At 64.1% G+C, this 16,617-nt stretch carries 12 protein-coding genes, 1 tRNA gene and 2 rRNA genes; 10 read left to right on the top strand and 5 right to left on the bottom strand.

Features of this window, described 5'->3' with window-relative positions; genetic code table 11:
* Window positions 1–53 precede the first annotated feature (53 nt).
* Window positions 54–1,058 carry an AraC family transcriptional regulator gene (locus tag ACT53U_RS16165; protein ID WP_476156811.1) on the bottom strand — a complete coding sequence of 335 codons (1,005 nt, stop codon included), beginning with the start codon at window positions 1,056–1,058 and terminating at the stop codon, window positions 54–56.
* A gap of 585 nt (window positions 1,059–1,643) precedes the next feature.
* On the opposite strand from ACT53U_RS16165, the gene ACT53U_RS16160 reads away from it, so the two are divergent.
* The 4 genes from ACT53U_RS16160 to ACT53U_RS16145 all read left to right on the top strand — a co-directional run bounded on the left by ACT53U_RS16160 (window position 1,644) and on the right by ACT53U_RS16145 (window position 5,624).
* Window positions 1,644–2,945 (top strand): MFS transporter, encoded by a 1,302-nt coding sequence (locus ACT53U_RS16160; protein ID WP_476156810.1) that lies wholly within the window; start codon window positions 1,644–1,646, stop codon window positions 2,943–2,945.
* 76 nt (window positions 2,946–3,021) lie between these two features.
* Complete coding sequence (gene ttdA, locus ACT53U_RS16155) at window positions 3,022–3,882, top strand: L(+)-tartrate dehydratase subunit alpha (protein WP_476156809.1); 861 nt, start codon at window positions 3,022–3,024, stop codon at window positions 3,880–3,882.
* Window positions 3,879–4,487 carry a L(+)-tartrate dehydratase subunit beta gene (ttdB, locus tag ACT53U_RS16150; protein ID WP_476134147.1) on the top strand — a complete coding sequence of 203 codons (609 nt, stop codon included), beginning with the start codon at window positions 3,879–3,881 and terminating at the stop codon, window positions 4,485–4,487. The genes ttdA and ttdB overlap by 4 nt, the downstream gene beginning before the upstream one ends.
* 270 nt (window positions 4,488–4,757) lie before the next feature.
* Window positions 4,758–5,624 (top strand): fumarylacetoacetate hydrolase family protein, encoded by an 867-nt coding sequence (locus tag ACT53U_RS16145; RefSeq protein ID WP_476156807.1) that lies wholly within the window; start codon window positions 4,758–4,760, stop codon window positions 5,622–5,624.
* Between the two features lie 59 nt (window positions 5,625–5,683).
* On the opposite strand, the gene ACT53U_RS16140 is transcribed toward ACT53U_RS16145, so the two are convergent.
* Window positions 5,684–6,598: a LysR family transcriptional regulator gene (locus tag ACT53U_RS16140; protein WP_476156805.1), complete on the bottom strand. Its 915-nt coding sequence runs from the start codon at window positions 6,596–6,598 to the stop codon at window positions 5,684–5,686.
* Between the two features lie 160 nt (window positions 6,599–6,758).
* On the opposite strand from ACT53U_RS16140, the gene ACT53U_RS16135 reads away from it, so the two are divergent.
* The 6 genes from ACT53U_RS16135 to ACT53U_RS16110 all read left to right on the top strand — a co-directional run bounded on the left by ACT53U_RS16135 (window position 6,759) and on the right by ACT53U_RS16110 (window position 16,040).
* Window positions 6,759–8,063 carry an MFS transporter gene (locus ACT53U_RS16135; protein WP_476156803.1) on the top strand — a complete coding sequence of 435 codons (1,305 nt, stop codon included), beginning with the start codon at window positions 6,759–6,761 and terminating at the stop codon, window positions 8,061–8,063.
* 25 nt (window positions 8,064–8,088) lie between these two features.
* Complete coding sequence (locus tag ACT53U_RS16130) at window positions 8,089–9,165, top strand: tartrate dehydrogenase (RefSeq protein WP_476156801.1); 1,077 nt, start codon at window positions 8,089–8,091, stop codon at window positions 9,163–9,165.
* Between the two features lie 131 nt (window positions 9,166–9,296).
* Window positions 9,297–10,199: a LysR family transcriptional regulator gene (locus ACT53U_RS16125; RefSeq protein WP_476156799.1), complete on the top strand. Its 903-nt coding sequence runs from the start codon at window positions 9,297–9,299 to the stop codon at window positions 10,197–10,199.
* 1,063 nt (window positions 10,200–11,262) lie between these two features.
* Window positions 11,263–12,198, top strand: coding sequence for a hypothetical protein (locus tag ACT53U_RS16120; RefSeq protein WP_476156798.1), 936 nt, complete (start codon window positions 11,263–11,265; stop codon window positions 12,196–12,198).
* Entirely contained in the window at window positions 12,191–14,098 is a 1,908-nt protein-coding gene (locus ACT53U_RS16115; RefSeq protein WP_476156796.1) for an AAA family ATPase, read from the top strand. Before ACT53U_RS16120 ends, ACT53U_RS16115 begins: the two co-directional genes overlap by 8 nt.
* Before the next feature lie 232 nt (window positions 14,099–14,330).
* Window positions 14,331–16,040, top strand: a complete 1,710-nt coding sequence (locus tag ACT53U_RS16110) for a recombinase family protein (protein ID WP_476157018.1) — start codon at window positions 14,331–14,333, stop codon at window positions 16,038–16,040.
* Here ACT53U_RS16110 and ACT53U_RS16105 read toward each other — a convergent pair.
* The 3 genes from ACT53U_RS16105 to ACT53U_RS16095 form a co-directional block, all read right to left on the bottom strand.
* A tRNA-Met gene (locus ACT53U_RS16105) sits at window positions 15,997–16,073 on the bottom strand. The two genes, ACT53U_RS16110 and ACT53U_RS16105, sit on opposite strands and share 44 nt — an antisense overlap.
* Window positions 16,074–16,304: 231 nt before the next feature.
* Window positions 16,305–16,419, bottom strand: a 5S ribosomal RNA gene (rrf, locus tag ACT53U_RS16100).
* A 74-nt stretch (window positions 16,420–16,493) separates the two neighbouring features.
* Window positions 16,494–16,617, bottom strand: a 23S ribosomal RNA gene (locus tag ACT53U_RS16095); the annotation flags it as partial.

Genomic DNA, 16,617 nt, shown 5'->3' with positions numbered 1-16,617 from the left:
CAGGGACCGTCCCGAATCGGAAGAAAACGACGCGTCCGGTGCGCCGTCTCGGGTCAATTGCCGGCGCGGACGCGATTGCGGGTCTTGGAGGGGAGTTCCCCGAAGCGGCGACGATAGGCGCCCGCCAGCGCGCCGAAGTTCACGTAACCCCAGTCGACCGCGATGTCGGCGACGGTCAGGTGAGGTGGCGCGCTGCACAGGTCGGCATGCAGACCCTCCAGCCGCCGTGCGGCAAGAAACGCCCTGGGCGAGACGCCTCGAAAGCGCCGGAAACCCTCCGACAGCGTGCGTGCGGAAATGCCGATGCGACGAGAGACATCGGCCACGGTCGGCGCTTCGCGGGCCTCTTGGCGCAGGATCTCCTCCGCTCGGCGCACATAGTGCGGAGCCACCCCGCCACCTCCACGATCAAGGCGGACACCGGCGCCGTCAGCCCACTCGCGCAGGAGATCGAGACAGATCATCTCCTCGAGGTGACGCCCGAAGACGCCGTCGGGCGGCATCGGCAGATCGGCGCACACCGTTCGAGCGGCATAGTCGAGCAGCACTTGCCAGCGCGAATGTGCCCCGCCGAACTTGACCCGCCGCCCCCACAATCGGTCGTCGGGCACAAAGCCGAACCATCGCTCGGCCGTGTCCTCCATCGTACGATGGGACACCGTCAGGTTGAGCTGCAGATGGTCGACGTCGCCGTCGAGCCAGTAGTCGGCGCGCGAGCAGTCGACGACGAAGCTCTCGCCGGCCCGCGTGACGACCGGCTCGTCGTCACCGCGATGGCGCAGCCCGCCGGATAGCGTATTGAGCACAAGGATGTTGCCGGCAGCCGGATCGAAGCGGTCGAGATGAATCGCCGTGCCGTAACGGAAGCGTGTCATCGTCACCCGCCCGATTTTGGCCGACAGCATGAGTGCGTCGGGATGGCAGAACCGTTCGAGCGGCTGCACCCGATACGGCATGTAGACCGCTTTGCAGAATTCGGCGACTTCGTCCCAATCGCGAGATCGCGTCCGATCGTCGCGACCGTTCGGTGCCTCCCGACCATCGAGCATCATTGCCATTGGAGTATCTCGTATCGGTCTGCTGTTTCCTATGGGAATACCGCGAAGTCGAATTCGCAGCCGTTTGGTCGCGGCGACGGGCTGGTTGCGGATCGGCATGTCTAATTGGCCTCAACAGCCTGTTGCCGATCGCTCGGTTCCGGGGCCGATGCAGCATTCATTACTACCAACCTCGGACGTTTCACTGAAATCGGCAAGAGCCGCTGTGTGCGGCTGTTGCGACCTTCGGCCCCAGGGCAGGTTGGCGGGCTCGATCTGGATTTCCCCTTCCTGCGAGTATTGTTGCAAAATCTACCTCCGGCACGCCAGCCGCGTGCCGGAGGATGTGGTCTTCCCGCGTTCGAGAGGGTCTTCCCTCCTCAGGTCGCCCCGGCCGGCTCGTTCATCGTTACCGAAGTATCCGTCACAATCTTTGCCGACAATCCGATCCGCGGTTCGGCATCCGCTCAGACCCCAACCGATAGGTTATTCGCAATATTTGTATAATCTCGCAAGAGTTAAGTCCCGCGCCGATCCCTGTAATATTTATTCCGAATATTGGGGCATTTACTTACGTCCCACTCGGAATGATCAGGGAGAAAAATCATGTCGGAAGAATTGGAAAGGCGAACAATCGCGCGCATCGCCTTGCGCATCGTCCCATTCATCATGCTTCTCTACTTCATCGCCTTCATGAATCGCGTTCACATCTCGTTCGCGGCACTGACGATGAACAAGGATCTCGGCTTCTCCGCCAGTGTCTATGGCTTCGGCGCCGGCATCTTCTTCCTCGGCTATTTTCTGTTCGAGATCCCCTCCAATCTGATCCTCGAGAGGGTGGGGGCGCGGATGTGGATCACGCGCGTGATGATCACCTGGGGCATCATCTCGGGTGCCAACGCGTTCATCGTCGGCCCGAACAGCTTCTATGCGGTCCGCTTTCTTCTCGGCGTGGCCGAAGCCGGGTTCTTTCCCGGCATTATTCTCTACCTGAGCTACTGGTTCCCAGCCCGCCATCGCGCCGGCGTGACCGCGCTGTTCATGGCGGCTGCGCCGATCTCCACGGCGTTGGGATCGCCGCTCGCCGCCGCGCTGCTCGAGATGAACGGCATCATGGGCATGGCGGGCTGGCAATGGCTCTTCATCACCGAGGCCGTCCCGGCCGTGGCGCTGGGCTTCGTCGTGTTCTTCTACATGACCGACCGACCGGAACTCGCCAAATGGTTGCCTGAAGACCAGAAGCGTTGGCTCGTCGCCGAAATGAATGCCGAGCATGCGAAGAAGGCCGGTCACGCCAGCCATTCGATCCTGCGCGGCCTAGCCGATCCCCGGGTCATCGCGCTGAGCCTCGTCTACTTCGGGACGTCCGCCGGACTCTACACGCTCGGCATCTGGGCTCCGATCATCATCAAGCAACTCGGCGTCTCGTCGATGATGGTGGGGCTGCTCAACATGGTCCCGCCGACGGCCTCGGTCGTCGCCATGATCTGGTGGGCGCGCCATTCCGACCGCACCGGAGAACGCCCCTGGCACGTGGTGCTGGCTTGTCTGCTCGCGGCGGCCGGGCTGTTCTGGGCCGGCGTCACCAACGGCGTGATCGGCGTGATCGGGGCGTTGACACTCGTCAACATCGGCATCAGCTGCGCCAAGCCCCCGCTGTGGAGCATGCCCACGATGTTCCTGTCGGGCTCCGCCGCCGCGGCCGGCATCGCTGCCATCAACTCCTTCGGCAACCTCGGCGGCTTCGCCGGCCCCGCGATGATCGGCTGGGTCAAGGACTGGAGCGGCAGCTACCTCGGCGGCCTGTACTTCGTCGCCGCGCTGCTCGTGCTGTCGGCCGTGCTGACCCTCGTCCTCGCCCGTTCGGCCGGAAAGGCTCCGACCGTCGCCGCCGAACCTGCCGAGTGATCTCGGCCATCCATCGTCCCAATCAAGGAGAAGACCCGTGGAACGGACTGAAGCGGTCGCCACGCTGACCGACGTCATGGCGAAGTTCACCGCCTACATCGGCAAACGCCTGCCGACCGACGTCAAGGCGAAACTCGCCGAACTGCGGGAGGCCGAGACCATGCCTCTCGCCACCGCCATCTACAATTCGATGGCCGAAAACCAGGAAGCGGCCGACACGCTCGATCGCCCCTGCTGCCAGGACACCGGCGTGATCCAGTACTTCATCACCGTCGGAGCCGCGTTCCCCTTTATCGGCGAACTCGAATCCTGCCTGCGCGACGCCACCCTCGAAGCCACGAGGAAAGCGCCGCTCCGGCACAACTCGGTCCAGACCTTCGACGAGAAGAACACCGGCAACAATACCGGCTACCGCATTCCCTGGCTCGACTGGGACATCGTGCCCGACGACGATCGCCTGACGATCGACGTCTACATGGCCGGCGGCGGCTGCACGCTGCCCGGCGCCGGCAAGGTCCTCATGCCGGGCGAAGGTTACGAGGGCGTCGTCGACTTCGTGTTCGACGTCATCACCAACCGCGGCGTCAATGCCTGCCCGCCGCTCCTCGTCGGCGTCGGGGTTTCGACCGCAGTGGAGACCGCCGCGCGTCTCTCCAAGAAAGCGCTGATGCGTCCGGTCGACTCGTCGAACGCCAATGATCGTGCCGCACAACTCGAACGGCTGCTCGAAGCGGGGCTCAACGACGTCGGTATCGGGCCCCAGGGTTTGACGGGCAGCGCCAGCGTCATGGGCGTCAACGTCGAACAATCGGCCCGACATCCTTCGACGATCGGCGTCGCCGTATCGACCGGATGCTGGGCGCATCGCCGCGGCCAGATCCGCTTTGCCCCCGATCTCTCCTATGAAATTCTTTCGCATGAAGGAGTCGTGCTGTGAAAAAGGTCCTCCAGACGCCGATCCGGGACGAAGATCTCGAAGACCTCGAAGTGGGCGACGTCGTCTACCTCACCGGACACCTCGTCACCTGCCGCGACGTCGCTCACCGCCGCCTCATCGAGCTCGGGCGCGAGCTTCCGGTCGCACTCGAAGGGCTCGCGATCTTCCACGCCGGGCCGATCGTGCGCAAACTCGACGACGAGAAGTTCGAAATGGTGTCGATCGGCCCGACGACGTCGATGCGCATGGAGAAGTTCGAGAAGCAGTTCATCGAGGAGACCGGCGTCAAGTTGATCGTCGGCAAAGGCGGCATGGGTCCGGAGACGGTCGAGGGCTGCCGGACCCACAAGGCAGTTCATGCCGTGTTCCCCGGCGGATGTGCGGTTCTCGCGGCGACGCGCGTCGAAGAAATCGAGCGCGCCGAATGGCAGGATCTCGGCATGCCCGAGACGCTGTGGGTCAACCGCGTCAAGGACTTTGGGCCGTTGATCATCTCGATCGACACCAAGGGCAACAACCTGTTCGAGAAGAACAAGGCCGTCTTCCACGAACGCCGCGCGGCGATCGCCGACAAGATCAAGTCGGAAGTCCGCTTCATCAAGTGACGCCGCAGCGAGCGGGAAGCCCGCTTCCCGCTCGCCTTCCGTCGCGCGAAATCGACGGAACAAGCTCTTCGAAGGATCGGCGCAACCGAACGCGCCGCCACTGCGACATACCCGATCACGCGCTCTCGCCACCCCCGAGGCCGATGCAACCGACGAGCCGACACGCTCGAAGGACGGTGCTCGCCGTGCGCCGATCCTCGGACGTCACGCGCCTCGTACGGCGACGCATCGCGTCCCGATCCGCGCATTCGCCGACGCATGAGGAACAAGATGAAACTCGCGAACTTCGATATCGATTCCAGACACTCCTATGGCCTGGTCACCGACCTCGGCATCGTCGACCTCGGTCGACGGCTCGGGGCGACGTTTCCCGACATCAAGACGTTGCTGGCGAAGGGCGGCCTCTCCCGCGCCGCCGCATTCCGCCGCGCCCAGGTAGACTTCGGCCTCGACGAGATCGCGTTTCTTCCGACGATCGACCGGCCGGGCAAGATCTTCTGCGTCGGCATGAACTACGCGGAGAAGCGCGCCGAATTCGCCGAGACCAATCCAGCGCCGACGCTCTTCGTCCGCTTCCCCCATTCGCAGACCGGTCACGGCGGGCCGGTCGTCAAGCCCTGCGTGACCCGAGAATTCGACTACGAAGGCGAACTCGCGGTGATCATCGGCCGCGAAGGGTTCCGCATTCCGGCGGAAAGTGCCTACGACCATGTCGCCGGCTACAGCTGCTACATGGACGGCTCGGTGCGTGACTGGCAGCACTCGTGGTTCACGGCCGGGAAAAACTGGCGCAGCACCGGCGCCTTCGGTCCTTGGCTCGTCACCGCCGACGAGATTCCCGACCCGCATGCGCTGAAAATCGAGACCTGGCTCAACGGCCGCAAGGTGCAGGACGATTCGACCGGCAACATGATCCACCGCATCCCGGATCTGATCGCCTACATCTCGACCTTCTCGCCGCTCGAGCCCGGCGACGTCATCATCACCGGCTCGCCCGGCGGCGTCGGCAAGAAGCGCAATCCGCCGCTGTTCATGAAGGACGGCGATCGCATCGAAGTGAAGATCGAGAAGATCGGACGGCTCGCCAACACCGTCGTCGAAGACGAGGACGTCGACACGGTACTCGCCGCCGAATGACGCCCGCGCGGCTCGCGAAGTCGAAGCACCGCGCCGATCGGCTCGGGCTTCGGCTTCGATCAGGCGTCGGCGGAAAGGGCGGCGATGTTGGATCGCAACAAGTCCAGCAGCGTGTCGCGAACCGGATCGCGGGCACCCCGCATCCACGCGGCCGCCAAGGGGAGCAGCAGATCGCTCTCGCCTCGGGGAACGTCGAGAGGGACCCATCGAACGCCCTCCGTCGCCACCTTCGAGGCCCATCGCGGCACGATCGCGACGCCGAAACCGGCCGCGACGAGACGCACGATGGTCTGCTTCTCGTCGGCGATCTGGGCGATCGCGGGGCGTAGGCCCGCTCGTTCGAAGAGGCGCATCGTCAGATCGTGGCTGTGGGGCCGCGAGCGGCGGTCCGGAACGATGAGCGGCTCGTCCGCCAACTCGACGACCGAGATCTTCTTGCGCCGCGCCAGACGGTGCCCGCTCGTGACGGCGACGACGGCAGTCTCGCGGAAGAGGGCTTCAAACTCGAGTTCCCTGCCCTTGTGCTCCGGCGGCCGGACGAACGCGAGATCGAGACGCCCCGACAGGAGCCGCGGCAACAGCCGAATGGTCTTGTCCTCGACTAGTTGCACGGTGACGCCCGGCATCGTCTCGCGGAAGAGACCGAGCAGACGAGGCACCAGTCCGGCCGCCGCCGTGTCGATCGCGCCGATACGCAGCGTCCTGGCCTTCTGACGGGCACCGTCGCGGAAACGTCGGGCGATCTTCGCCGCGCGATCGAGAAGGTCGCGTGCCTCGTCGAGCAACGACGCTCCTTCCGCCGTCAGCACGACGTTACGCGTCGTGCGCAGGAAAAGCTGAATGCCGAGGTCGTCCTCGAGCAAGCGCACGTGCCTTCCCAAAGCCGCGGGGTGCAGCTCGAGCCGACGTGCCGCACGCCCGAAATGCAGTTCTTCCGCCACGGCGACGAAGCAACGCAACTGGTTCAGTTCCACCCTCGCCTCTCCTCGAACGGCCTGACTGCACGGCACATTATATACGAAATTTATAAAATCCATCGTCGATTGTTCGCCGACACGCCCCATGCCCAAGATGTCGCCAATCCTTCCACCAGGAAGGAAACAATGAAGAAATCAGGGAACCGGAGGCGCTACGATGTCGAGCGACATTGAAAGCAGAACCATGCGCAGAGTCGCGCTGAGGATCGTGCCGTTCATCATGCTCCTCTACTTCGTGGCCTACATCGACCGGGTGAACATCGGGTTCGCCTCGTTGACGATGAACAAGGACCTCGGCTTTTCACCGGCGGTCTTCGGCTTCGGTGCAGGAATTTTCTTCTGGGGTTACTTTCTGTTCGAAGTCCCCTCGAACATCGTTCTCGACAAGGTCGGTGCCCGGATCTGGATCGCGCGGGTGATGGTCACCTGGGGTCTGTGCTCGGGCGCGATGGCCTTCGTCTGGGACGCGACCTCCTTCAACGTGCTGCGCTTCCTGTTGGGCGCGTCGGAGGCCGGCTTCTTCCCCGGCATCATCCTCTATCTCAGCTACTGGTTCCCGGCGCGGCGTCGCGCGGCGATCACGTCGCTGTTCATGGCGGCGGCGCCGCTGTCGGTGGTGATCGGCTCTCCGATCTCGTCGCTGTTGCTCGAGATGAACGGCGTCGCCGGCTTCAAGGGTTGGCAGTGGCTGTTCCTCGTCGAGGCGGCTCCGGCGATCGTGCTCGGTTTCGTCGTGTTCTTCTACATGACCGACCGCCCGGAACAGGCGAAGTGGCTCGCCGACGACGAGCGCGCCTGGCTGGTCGAGACCATGAACGCCGAGACCGCCGCCAAGGCTTCGGTCGCCCACGTCGGCGTCCTGCGCGGCCTTCTCGACATCCGCGTCCTCGCGCTCGCGCTGGTCTATTTCGGCACGTCGGCCGGCCTCTACACGCTCGGCATCTGGGCGCCCCAGATCATCAAGGGCTTCGGTCTCGGCAATCTCGAGGTCGGCTTGCTCAACGCCATTCCGCCGACCGTCGCCGTCGTCGCCATGTACCTGTGGTCCTGGCATTCCGACCGCCGCAACGAACGGACCTGGCACGTGGTGATCGCCTGCATCGCCGCCGCCGTCGGCCTCGTCGTGGCCGGCGTCTCCTCGACCGTCGTCGGTGCGGTGACCGCTCTGGTGCTGGTCAACATCGGCATCAGCTGCGCCAAGCCGCCGCTGTGGAGCATGCCGACGCTGTTCCTCTCGGGTTCGGCCGCGGCGACCGGCATCGCCACGATCAACTCGATCGGCAATCTCGGCGGCTTCGTCGGCCCGGCGATGATCGGCTGGATCAAGGATCGCAGCGGCAGCTTCCTCGGCGGCCTGTGGTTCGTCGCCGGCCTCCTCGTCGTCTCTGCCGTCCTCACGCTCGTTCTGGCTCGCTCGGCCAACCGCACGGCTGCGGCCGTCGCCGAAGCGAACCGCACCTGACCCTCTTCCGTTCGGAGAAAGACCCATGAAGACCTACAAGATCGCCGCCATTCCGGGCGACGGCATCGGCACCGAAGTCGTGTCCGCCGGCGTCGAAGTCCTCGAGGCGCTGGCCCGCCGCGAACGGAGCTTCGCCTTCCGTTTCGATCACTTCGACTGGGGCGGCGACTACTACCTGAAGCACGGCCGCATGATGCCGGAGGACGGTCGCGAGCAGATCCGCAATCACGACGCCATCCTGTTCGGCTCGGCTGGTCATCCCGACATCCCCGACCACGTGACGCTCTGGGGTCTCAGGCTCGCCATCTGCCAGCCCTTCGACCAGTACGCCAACGTCCGCCCGACCCGCGTCCTCAAGGGCATCACCTCACCGCTGCGCAAGGTCGAGGACAAGGAGCTCGACTGGGTGATCGTCCGCGAGAACTCGGAAGGCGAATATGCCGGCGTCGGCGGGCGCGTCCATCAAGGCCTGCCGATCGAGGCGGCGACCGACGTCTCGATCCTCACCCGGGCCGGCGTGCAACGCATCATGCGCTTCGCCTTCGCGCTCGCCCGCTCCCGCCCGCGCAAGCTCCTGACCGTCGTCACCAAGTCCAACGCCCAGCGCCACGCGATGGTGATGTGGGACGAGATCGCTGTCCAGGTCGCCGCCGAGTTCCCGGACGTGACCTGGGACAAGATGCTGGTCGACGCCATGACCATGCGGATGGTGATCAAGCCCGAGAGCATCGACACGATCGTCGCCACCAATCTCCACGCCGACATCCTGTCGGATCTCGCAGCGGCGCTCGCCGGCTCGCTCGGCATCGCGCCGACCGCCAACCTCAACCCGGAACGCACCTTCCCCTCCATGTTCGAGCCGATCCACGGCTCGGCCTTCGACATCATGGGCAAGGGCATCGCCAATCCGATCGGCACCTTCTGGTCGGCGGTGATGATGCTCGAGCACCTCGGCGAGGCCGGCGCGGCGAAGCGTCTGATGACGGCGATCGAACGGGTGACCGCCGATCCCCGCTTCCACACGCCGGATCTCGGCGGTTCCGCGCGGACCGCCGACGTCACCGCGGCGATGATCGACGCCATCGACGGCGCCAACGACTGAGGGAAGGCGCGACATCCGTCCGCTCCGACATCGGGCCGGCGACGAGGCCTCGTCGCCGGCAAGGCGCGTCGGCTGTCCGGACATGTTCGGCGGTGCCGCTCCGACCCGCCGACCGGCCTCGGGAGGAAGACATGGAACTCACGCACTTGCGGTGCTTCCTCGCCGTCGCCGACGAGCTCCACTTCGGACATGCCGCCATGAAACTCGAGATGCTGCCTTCGGCTCTCGGCCGCTGGATCAAGCTGCTCGAGGACGAGCTGGGCGCGCCGCTCTTCGTGCGCACGACCCGCTCGGTTGCTTTGACCAGTGAAGGCAACGAACTGGTTCGCGAGGCACGTGCCGTTCTGCTGCGGATCGAGGGGATCGAAGACACGTTCCGTCGGCGCGGCCGCATGAAGCCGGACAGGAGGGTGAAGATCGGCACCATCGACAGCGCCGCGTCGGGGCTCATCCCCCAGCTGCTTCACAATCTCAAACTGATCCATCCGGAGCTGAGCGTGCAGGTCCATGAGGACAAATCGAACAAGCTGCTGCCGAGAGTCCTGACGGGATCGCTCGACATGGCCTTCGTTCGGCCGCCGGAGCGCCCCGACGACCGACTGGAGTTCATCCATCTGTTGGAAGAGGCGCCGATCGTCGCCTTGCGGTCGTCTCACCCCTTGGCGGACGCACCCTTCCTCACGCTTGCCGACATCGCGGATCTGCCGCTCATCGTTCCGGACCGCAAGGCGCGACCTCACAGCTACGATCTGACGATGAGGCTCTTCCACGACGCGGGTTTGACCCCGCGCATCGGCGAGATCGCCGACGAGAAGCAGACGATCATCAATCTGGTTCGCGCCGATCTGGGGCTTGCAGTCGTGCCCAATCGCACCGCGAGGCTCGCAATTCCGGACGTCGATTTCCTTCCGCTCTGCGATGCCGATGGCCGCCCTCTGGAAGGGCTCCCGCTCGCCTTGGTCTGGTCGAAGGGCACGCGCGACGAAACAAGAAACGAGATTCTAGACATTCTCGGCAAGATCATCGATCGATGACGACGCCCGCGGTGGATCGGACCGTCGTCGCGCGCCCCGGTTCGACCGCTGGTGCCAAAGATCCGAGCCGGCCGGACTGCCCGTCCCAGATCTGGCGGTATTCCGACAGAAAGTCGAGAACACCGGCTTTCAACTCGCACCAGTTCGTCGATCGAAAGACCGATCACTCGCTGGTCGAGGCGAATTGCCACCTCCGAGCGCTGTCGAGCACAGCTTCGCTACGATGAAGCGCCACTACGGGTTGGTCCGGGTCCGATAGTTCGGGCTGAGGCGCTATCACACCCACATCCAACTCGTAGCCTTCGCGATCAACCCGAAGCGCGTTCTGGTCCTCAAAACGGCCGCCACCGCTGCGACCATGGCGAGATCATCAGGTCGTCGGGAGGGGAGAAGTGTACCTGAAATGAGGAAATTGGAGAGACGCAACATGCGTTGACCGGGCGAAATCGCTGCGTGAGCCTCGCTCGTGAGACGAGGCGCGCACAAAATTGTCGCGATCCGCACACTGAGAACCGGAAAAATTTCTCCACAAAGCCTCGCTCCTTAAGCCTCCGGACCGCAGAACTCGCCAGGTCTGTTGCGGAAAAGAAAGAGACGCCTTCGGGCCATAAAATATAGATTCATTAATTTTCAATTAACCAGGAATCAGCAGAAGTTTATGATTCGCGTAAACGACCTTTACGCGGATCGAAAGCTTACTATACTGAAATCAGATCGATGCATTCGATCTCGGGCAGGTCGCTCCGCCAAGAGCGGCCGCCGGAGGCGCGCCAACGCCGTCCGGCAGCCTGACCATCAGCCCACCTGTATACCCAGGAGGAACCAATGGCTCACGCCAATATCCGGCGGCGCGCTTGCGCCCGCAATCCCTATCCGCCCGACATCCCCGGTTTCACCCTCGATCGACGCCGCAGCGCCGACCGATCGCCGAGACGCGTCCTCGTGCTCGACGCTCGACCGCCCGATCTGCGTCCGCACGCGACGATGCCGCACCTCTGAGTGCCTCTCCGAGCAAAAACCCGATCAGTAGGACCGGCCTCCCATGGAGCCGGAGTGTGAAACGATGTCGAAAATTCTGAACAGTGCAAAGAATCTGGCCAAGATCCGCCAGTGGACCGACGAGAAGCTTCGGTTTACTTGGATCCCGCAAATTTCGTTCGATACGCTGCGCACGCGTGACGTCGAACGGTCGCCCGGGGTCTACATCCACGTCTATCGAGACGTCGACGGGCAGGTGCGGCACTACATCGGTGGTTCGGGGGGCGACGCGTTGACCCGCGCCCGTTGCCATCTCTATCCGCGGACCGATGGGTGCGTCGGCATCGGCTTCGTGATCGGTGCGGTGGAACCGCTGACCGCAGCCGAGGCCTTTGCCGCTGAGCGAATCCTCTATCAGATCGCCCGGCTCGGAAGCGTTCGAGTCCAGAAGGAAGAGCCGCACGGCAGCACGATCGGCCTGGAGCGATATGGGGACCTCCGGGCCTCCATCGGGCGGTTGGCGATCGCGCTGGTGCGGGCCGGTGTCCTGCCGCTTCATTCGGCACCGCGCGCGATCATGGCCGGCCCGCGTGGCTTTGTACCCGGGATCGATGGTCGCGATCTCGAGATGTCGGCGACCGCAATACTTCGACGCCGAGGCGTCGATGCGACGGTCGTGATCGACCAGGCGGACCGGCCTCACCTCCAGCCCGGGTCTCAAATCAGCAGGGAAGAGGCCGCGGACGTTGCGGCGGTGACGCACATGCGCCGTCTCGAGGCCGTCTACGGCGGTGCCGTCAGCCCGAGCGGTGCGGTGCTCCGGCCGATCGCTTTCCCGTCTTGGCCCGCAGCGACGAAGTTCTGCCTCGGCACCCTGGCGGGTACCGAACGTCAGTGGCGCAGGTCAGACGGCGATCTGAGCGGTCTCGAGCCCGGAACGCCCGTACGACCGCGCGGGCCGGAGAATGCACTTTCTTCCGTCCTCGACTGCGTCACCGAGGGAGGGCTGCGTCATGTCTGATCTCGATTTCCGCTGGCAAGACGAGAGCATCGATGGCACTGCCGAGACTCCCGAGACCTTGTCGAGCGCCCTCGCATCGACGGCATTGCGGCACGTACTGTCGGCCGATCAACGACGGATGCTGGCGGGCAACGGTGGCATCCTCTTGCTGGTCGGAGTTCCGACGGAGTCGTGGTTCGAGCCGATTGGGAAAGTGATCGAGCGGGAGTTCGGCCCGTTCGACTCGATCTGCGCGGCTCGACCTGCCAAGCGGCATCAGACCTCCGATCCCCGCCTGCCGGAGGTGAGTGCGCGTCTGGCTCGCGGTGAAAAGGTGGCGGTCGCGGCTGCGGACGTCGATGCCCACGTCGATGCGGGAATCCGAGCGGCGGCCGACATCGAGGTCACGATCGATCGCGTGACCGCCAAAGATCTGCGCCGCGCCGTCAGACGGACGACCGGGCAGCATCTGACGGGCCTGCGCGACGCCGATCTCGTCGGTCTGGGCCTCGACGACCTCGTCGCTGCGGTGAGAGCCGGCGGATCGCAAAGCGCCATCCTCCACCGGATAAGGCGAGCCCATCTCCGCAGGACCGGTTCGCCGGACCTGCGGGACGTTCCGATGCTGAACGAGATCGCCGGTCTCGGCGCAGTCGGCGATTGGGCGCGTGCGACTGTTGTGACGCTCGACCGAGCCCGAACCGGCACGCGACCCCTCCCAATCGCGTCGGCTCTCCTGGTCGGCCCGCCGGGTGTCGGCAAGACGATGATCGTGAGATCCATCGCCAAGAGCTCGCGCGTTCCATTCGTCGAAACGTCGGTTGGGCGGTGGCTGTCCAATGGCGACGGCGCCCTCGGTGACGTCGTGCGGGCGATCGACGACATGGTCGCGCACGCCTTGGAACTGCCGGTCGGCGTGCTGTTCATAGACGAGCTCGACGCGGTACCCGACCGCAAACGCCTGTCGCAACGCGGCCGGGATTGGTGGACGCCCGTGGTGACACACCTGCTCACCCAGATCGACCGGATCCGTCGCGTGCGTCCGGGCATATTGATCGTCGCGGCCACGAACCACGGCGATCGCCTCGACGAGGCCCTCGTACGTCCGGGGCGCTTCGACCAGCACATCGACATCACGGCCCCCGATGAAGCGGCTCTGCGCGAGATCCTCGTGTCGCTGATCGGCGATGAGCTCTCGTCCTCGGAAATCGCCGCCTTGGCGAAACTCGGTGCCGGTGCGACGGGCGCAACGGCTCGTACCTGGGTCGAAGCCGCACGCCGCCGCGCCGCCGACGCGTCTCGCGGGCTGGCGTTCCGAGACATCCTCCCCGAGGTCGCTCCCGAGGACCGGCGATCGGATGAGGAGCGCCAGACGGTTGCACTTCACGAGGCCGGGCATGCCGTCGTAGCCGCCGATCTCGGAATCCGCGTCTCGCGTCTGAGCATCCGCGCATCACCCGGTGCCAGCGGCGAGACGACCATTTCGCCTTCGCGACTTCATGCCCTCGTGGACGATGTCGACGGCGCCATGGTCGCGGCGATGGGAGGTCGGGCCGCCGACGAGCTTCTCGGTCTGGGAGCCAACATCGGCGCGACCGGCGACCTCGAGCGGGCGACGGCCATTGCCGTTGGGGCACGAGCGGCAGCGGGTCTTCGGGGGCGATTGTCTCACCGAGGCGATCCCGAGGCCATTCCCGCCCTGCTGGCGCAGGATGGCATCTTGGCGCGGGAGGTCGAGGGGGACCTTCGCCGCGCCCTCGAACGTGCGCGTGAGATCGTCGGGCGCCGCCGTCGAGACGTGCTCGCCCTCGCCGAGAAACTGCTGGAGCACAGGATACTCGACGGTGCCGAGATCGAGGCGTTGCTCGAGGCTGGCGGCATGAGCGCCGAATACCCGCCGTGTGCGCTCGAAACGAACTGAAGGCAGTGGCGCGAGCGCGCACGCGCGCCCGCGACCCCTGTATTATTTCAATGACAAGGACGGCCAAGATCAACGTATTCAGTTCACTAGATTTGCTGAATATACGCCTATATCGTCGTAAATACGAAACGAATCAGACAAAACTGCATGTTTTGTATCGAAATTTTAATGATATTGCAGCGAAACGACGTTCTGCATATAGTCGTATTCCCTCGTAATCGGAGATATTCACATGCCGATGTTCAAGCCAAATCTGGTCGCATCAATCTATGCGCGCTACTCGACTGATGAACAGAGACCCGAATCAATCGACGATCAAGTCGCGCTTTGTCTCAAGGCGTGCAGACAACAAGGATGGGACGTCGCGACCACGTACGAGGATCCTGCGATGACGGGCGCGAACAGTCTGCGCCCCGAGTACAATCGCATGAAGACAGATGCAGCCGCAGGGCGCTTCGACGTCGTGGTCTGCGAGTCGATCGACCGTCTGAGCCGGCGATTGACCGAAGTCGCAGCGCTGGCCGACCACCTCGCCTTCTACAACGTGAAACTCTTTACCTGCGACCGCGGGTACCTCGACCCGATGTTGATCGGCGTCCTCGGAGGGATGGCTCAAGCGCAACTGCAGGACCTCGGAAACAAGACGAAGCGCGGCATGAGCGGCAAGGTCGCCGCGGGCCTTTCGGCGGGAGGCATCGGATTCGGCTACTCGAAAGTCGAACGCCATGACGGTGTCGAAGGCGAGCGCACCATCAATGAACGCGAGGCTGACGTAGTTCGGCGGATTTTCAGCCTCTACGCCGACGGAATGCCGCCGCGCGAGATTGCCGTTTTGCTCAACAAGGAGGGCGTTTCGGGACCCGAAGGTCGCCCGTGGGGCGACACGACCATCCGGGGGCAAGTCACTCGAGGTACCGGCATTCTCAACAATAGCGCCTATATCGGGAAACTGATCTGGAACCGCTGCAGCTACGTGCGCAACCCGAGCACCGGGAAGCGCGTCGCGAGGCCGAACCCTCCGGAACTTTGGGAATCACAGACCGCTCCGCACCTGCGGATCATCGATGATGCGCTCTGGGACCGGGTCAAGGCGCGGCAGAATTCAGTGACCGTCGCGATGACGCGTGACGCGAATGGAAACGCCTTGAACCGTGTCCACCGGAAACGGCACCTCCTGTCCGGCCTCATCTTTTGCGCCGAATGTGGCGCGCCGTTCGCGATGGTCGACAAGCGTCGCTACGCATGCCCGAACCACAGGTCGAAGGGTACCTGCTCGAACAACATCAAGGTGCGCCGCGACAGGCTCGAGAACCACCTCTATGACCTTTACGCCCACAATCTCGGACGGGAGGAAGTGGCAGAAGACATCATCGCTCGGTGGGAGGCGTTGGCGGCGCGCGACAACGGCCCGATCATGGCGGAGTTGCAATCCAAAGTGAAGGCGCGCGAGGACCTCCAGCGGAAGATCGACAATATCGTCGGGGCGATCGCCGAGGGCATCGCGTCGCCGAGCCTCAAACAGAAGCTCTCCAACCTGGAAGTACTGATACCGGGGCTCGATGCCGAGATAGCTGCAATCGAACGCAGCGCCAGTGACCGTACCGGCTATGATCGTGAGACCGCGAGGAAGCTGCTCGACCTCGTCCGGAGCAATGTGCGGACCTGGTTTTCACCTGACGACGAGAGCGGACAGAGTGAGCACCCGTTCGCGAGAATCCTCCGGTCGCTGGTGGACCGGATCGAGGTGGGTCGCGACACCGACGGCTCCGAGCTCGTCACCTACGAGGGGGACATCCTCCAACTGGTTCTCGCGTCGGGCTGGGTGAAGATCGATGTCGCGGGGAATAGTCCAAACGAAACAAGCCCCTCGACGCCTGAGGCGGAGGGGCTTGTCTCGGTGGTTGCGGGGGCCAGATTTGAACTGACGACCTTCAGGTTATGAGCCTGACGAGCTACCGGGCTGCTCCACCCCGCGTGAGGCGGTGGACGGTTTCGCGGTTGCGATGCGTCCGAAGGGTGTTGCCGTTGTCCTCGTCCCGGTGGCGAGGCGGCGGAAGCGGTATCGGTCGAAGGACACGAGGGCCCATGAAGACCGAACGCCCCTCGGGCGTGAGCCTTCGGGGCGGATCGTCGTTTCGACGTGTTTCGCGATGTGTCGCCGAGGCGAAGTCGTGAGAGAAGGTCGAGAATGGGATGTTCTTGGCAGGCCTGGCAGCGACCTACTCTCCCGCGTCTTGAGACGAAGTACCATTGGCGCTGAGGGTTTTCACGGCCGTGTTCGGAATGGGAACGGGTTGGGGCCCCTCGCAAGAACCACCAGGCCGGCGAAGAACATCCGTGATGTATGAGGTTTCGGTGCATACCATCCGCTTGGGATGAGCATTGAATAATGAGAGCGATCAAGCCGATCGAGCTATTAGTACCGGTAAGCTGAACACATTACTGTGCTTACACACCCGGCCTATCGACGTGGTCGTCTTCCACGGCTCTGTTTTGCGAGATCTTGTTTTGACGTGGGT

Source organism: Pinisolibacter sp. DMC19 (assembly GCF_056313985.1).
This window is presented reverse-complemented; position numbering and strand designations above follow the sequence as displayed.

Bases quoted from the DNA above. Each gene is read 5' to 3' on its own strand.
- ACT53U_RS16160 (WP_476156810.1), top strand. From the start codon at position 1,644: ATGTCGGAAGAATTGGAAAGGCGAACAATCGCGCGCATCGCCTTGCGC.
- ACT53U_RS16130 (WP_476156801.1), top strand. From the start codon at position 8,089: ATGAAGACCTACAAGATCGCCGCCATTCCGGGCGACGGCATCGGCACC.
- ACT53U_RS16145 (WP_476156807.1), top strand. From the start codon at position 4,758: ATGAAACTCGCGAACTTCGATATCGATTCCAGACACTCCTATGGCCTG.
- ACT53U_RS16115 (WP_476156796.1), top strand. From the start codon at position 12,191: ATGTCTGATCTCGATTTCCGCTGGCAAGACGAGAGCATCGATGGCACT.
- ttdA (WP_476156809.1), top strand. From the start codon at position 3,022: ATGGCGAAGTTCACCGCCTACATCGGCAAACGCCTGCCGACCGACGTC.
- ACT53U_RS16165 (WP_476156811.1), bottom strand. From the start codon at position 1,058: ATGGCAATGATGCTCGATGGTCGGGAGGCACCGAACGGTCGCGACGAT.
- ACT53U_RS16120 (WP_476156798.1), top strand. From the start codon at position 11,263: ATGTCGAAAATTCTGAACAGTGCAAAGAATCTGGCCAAGATCCGCCAG.
- ACT53U_RS16110 (WP_476157018.1), top strand. From the start codon at position 14,331: ATGCCGATGTTCAAGCCAAATCTGGTCGCATCAATCTATGCGCGCTAC.
- ACT53U_RS16135 (WP_476156803.1), top strand. From the start codon at position 6,759: ATGTCGAGCGACATTGAAAGCAGAACCATGCGCAGAGTCGCGCTGAGG.
- ACT53U_RS16125 (WP_476156799.1), top strand. From the start codon at position 9,297: ATGGAACTCACGCACTTGCGGTGCTTCCTCGCCGTCGCCGACGAGCTC.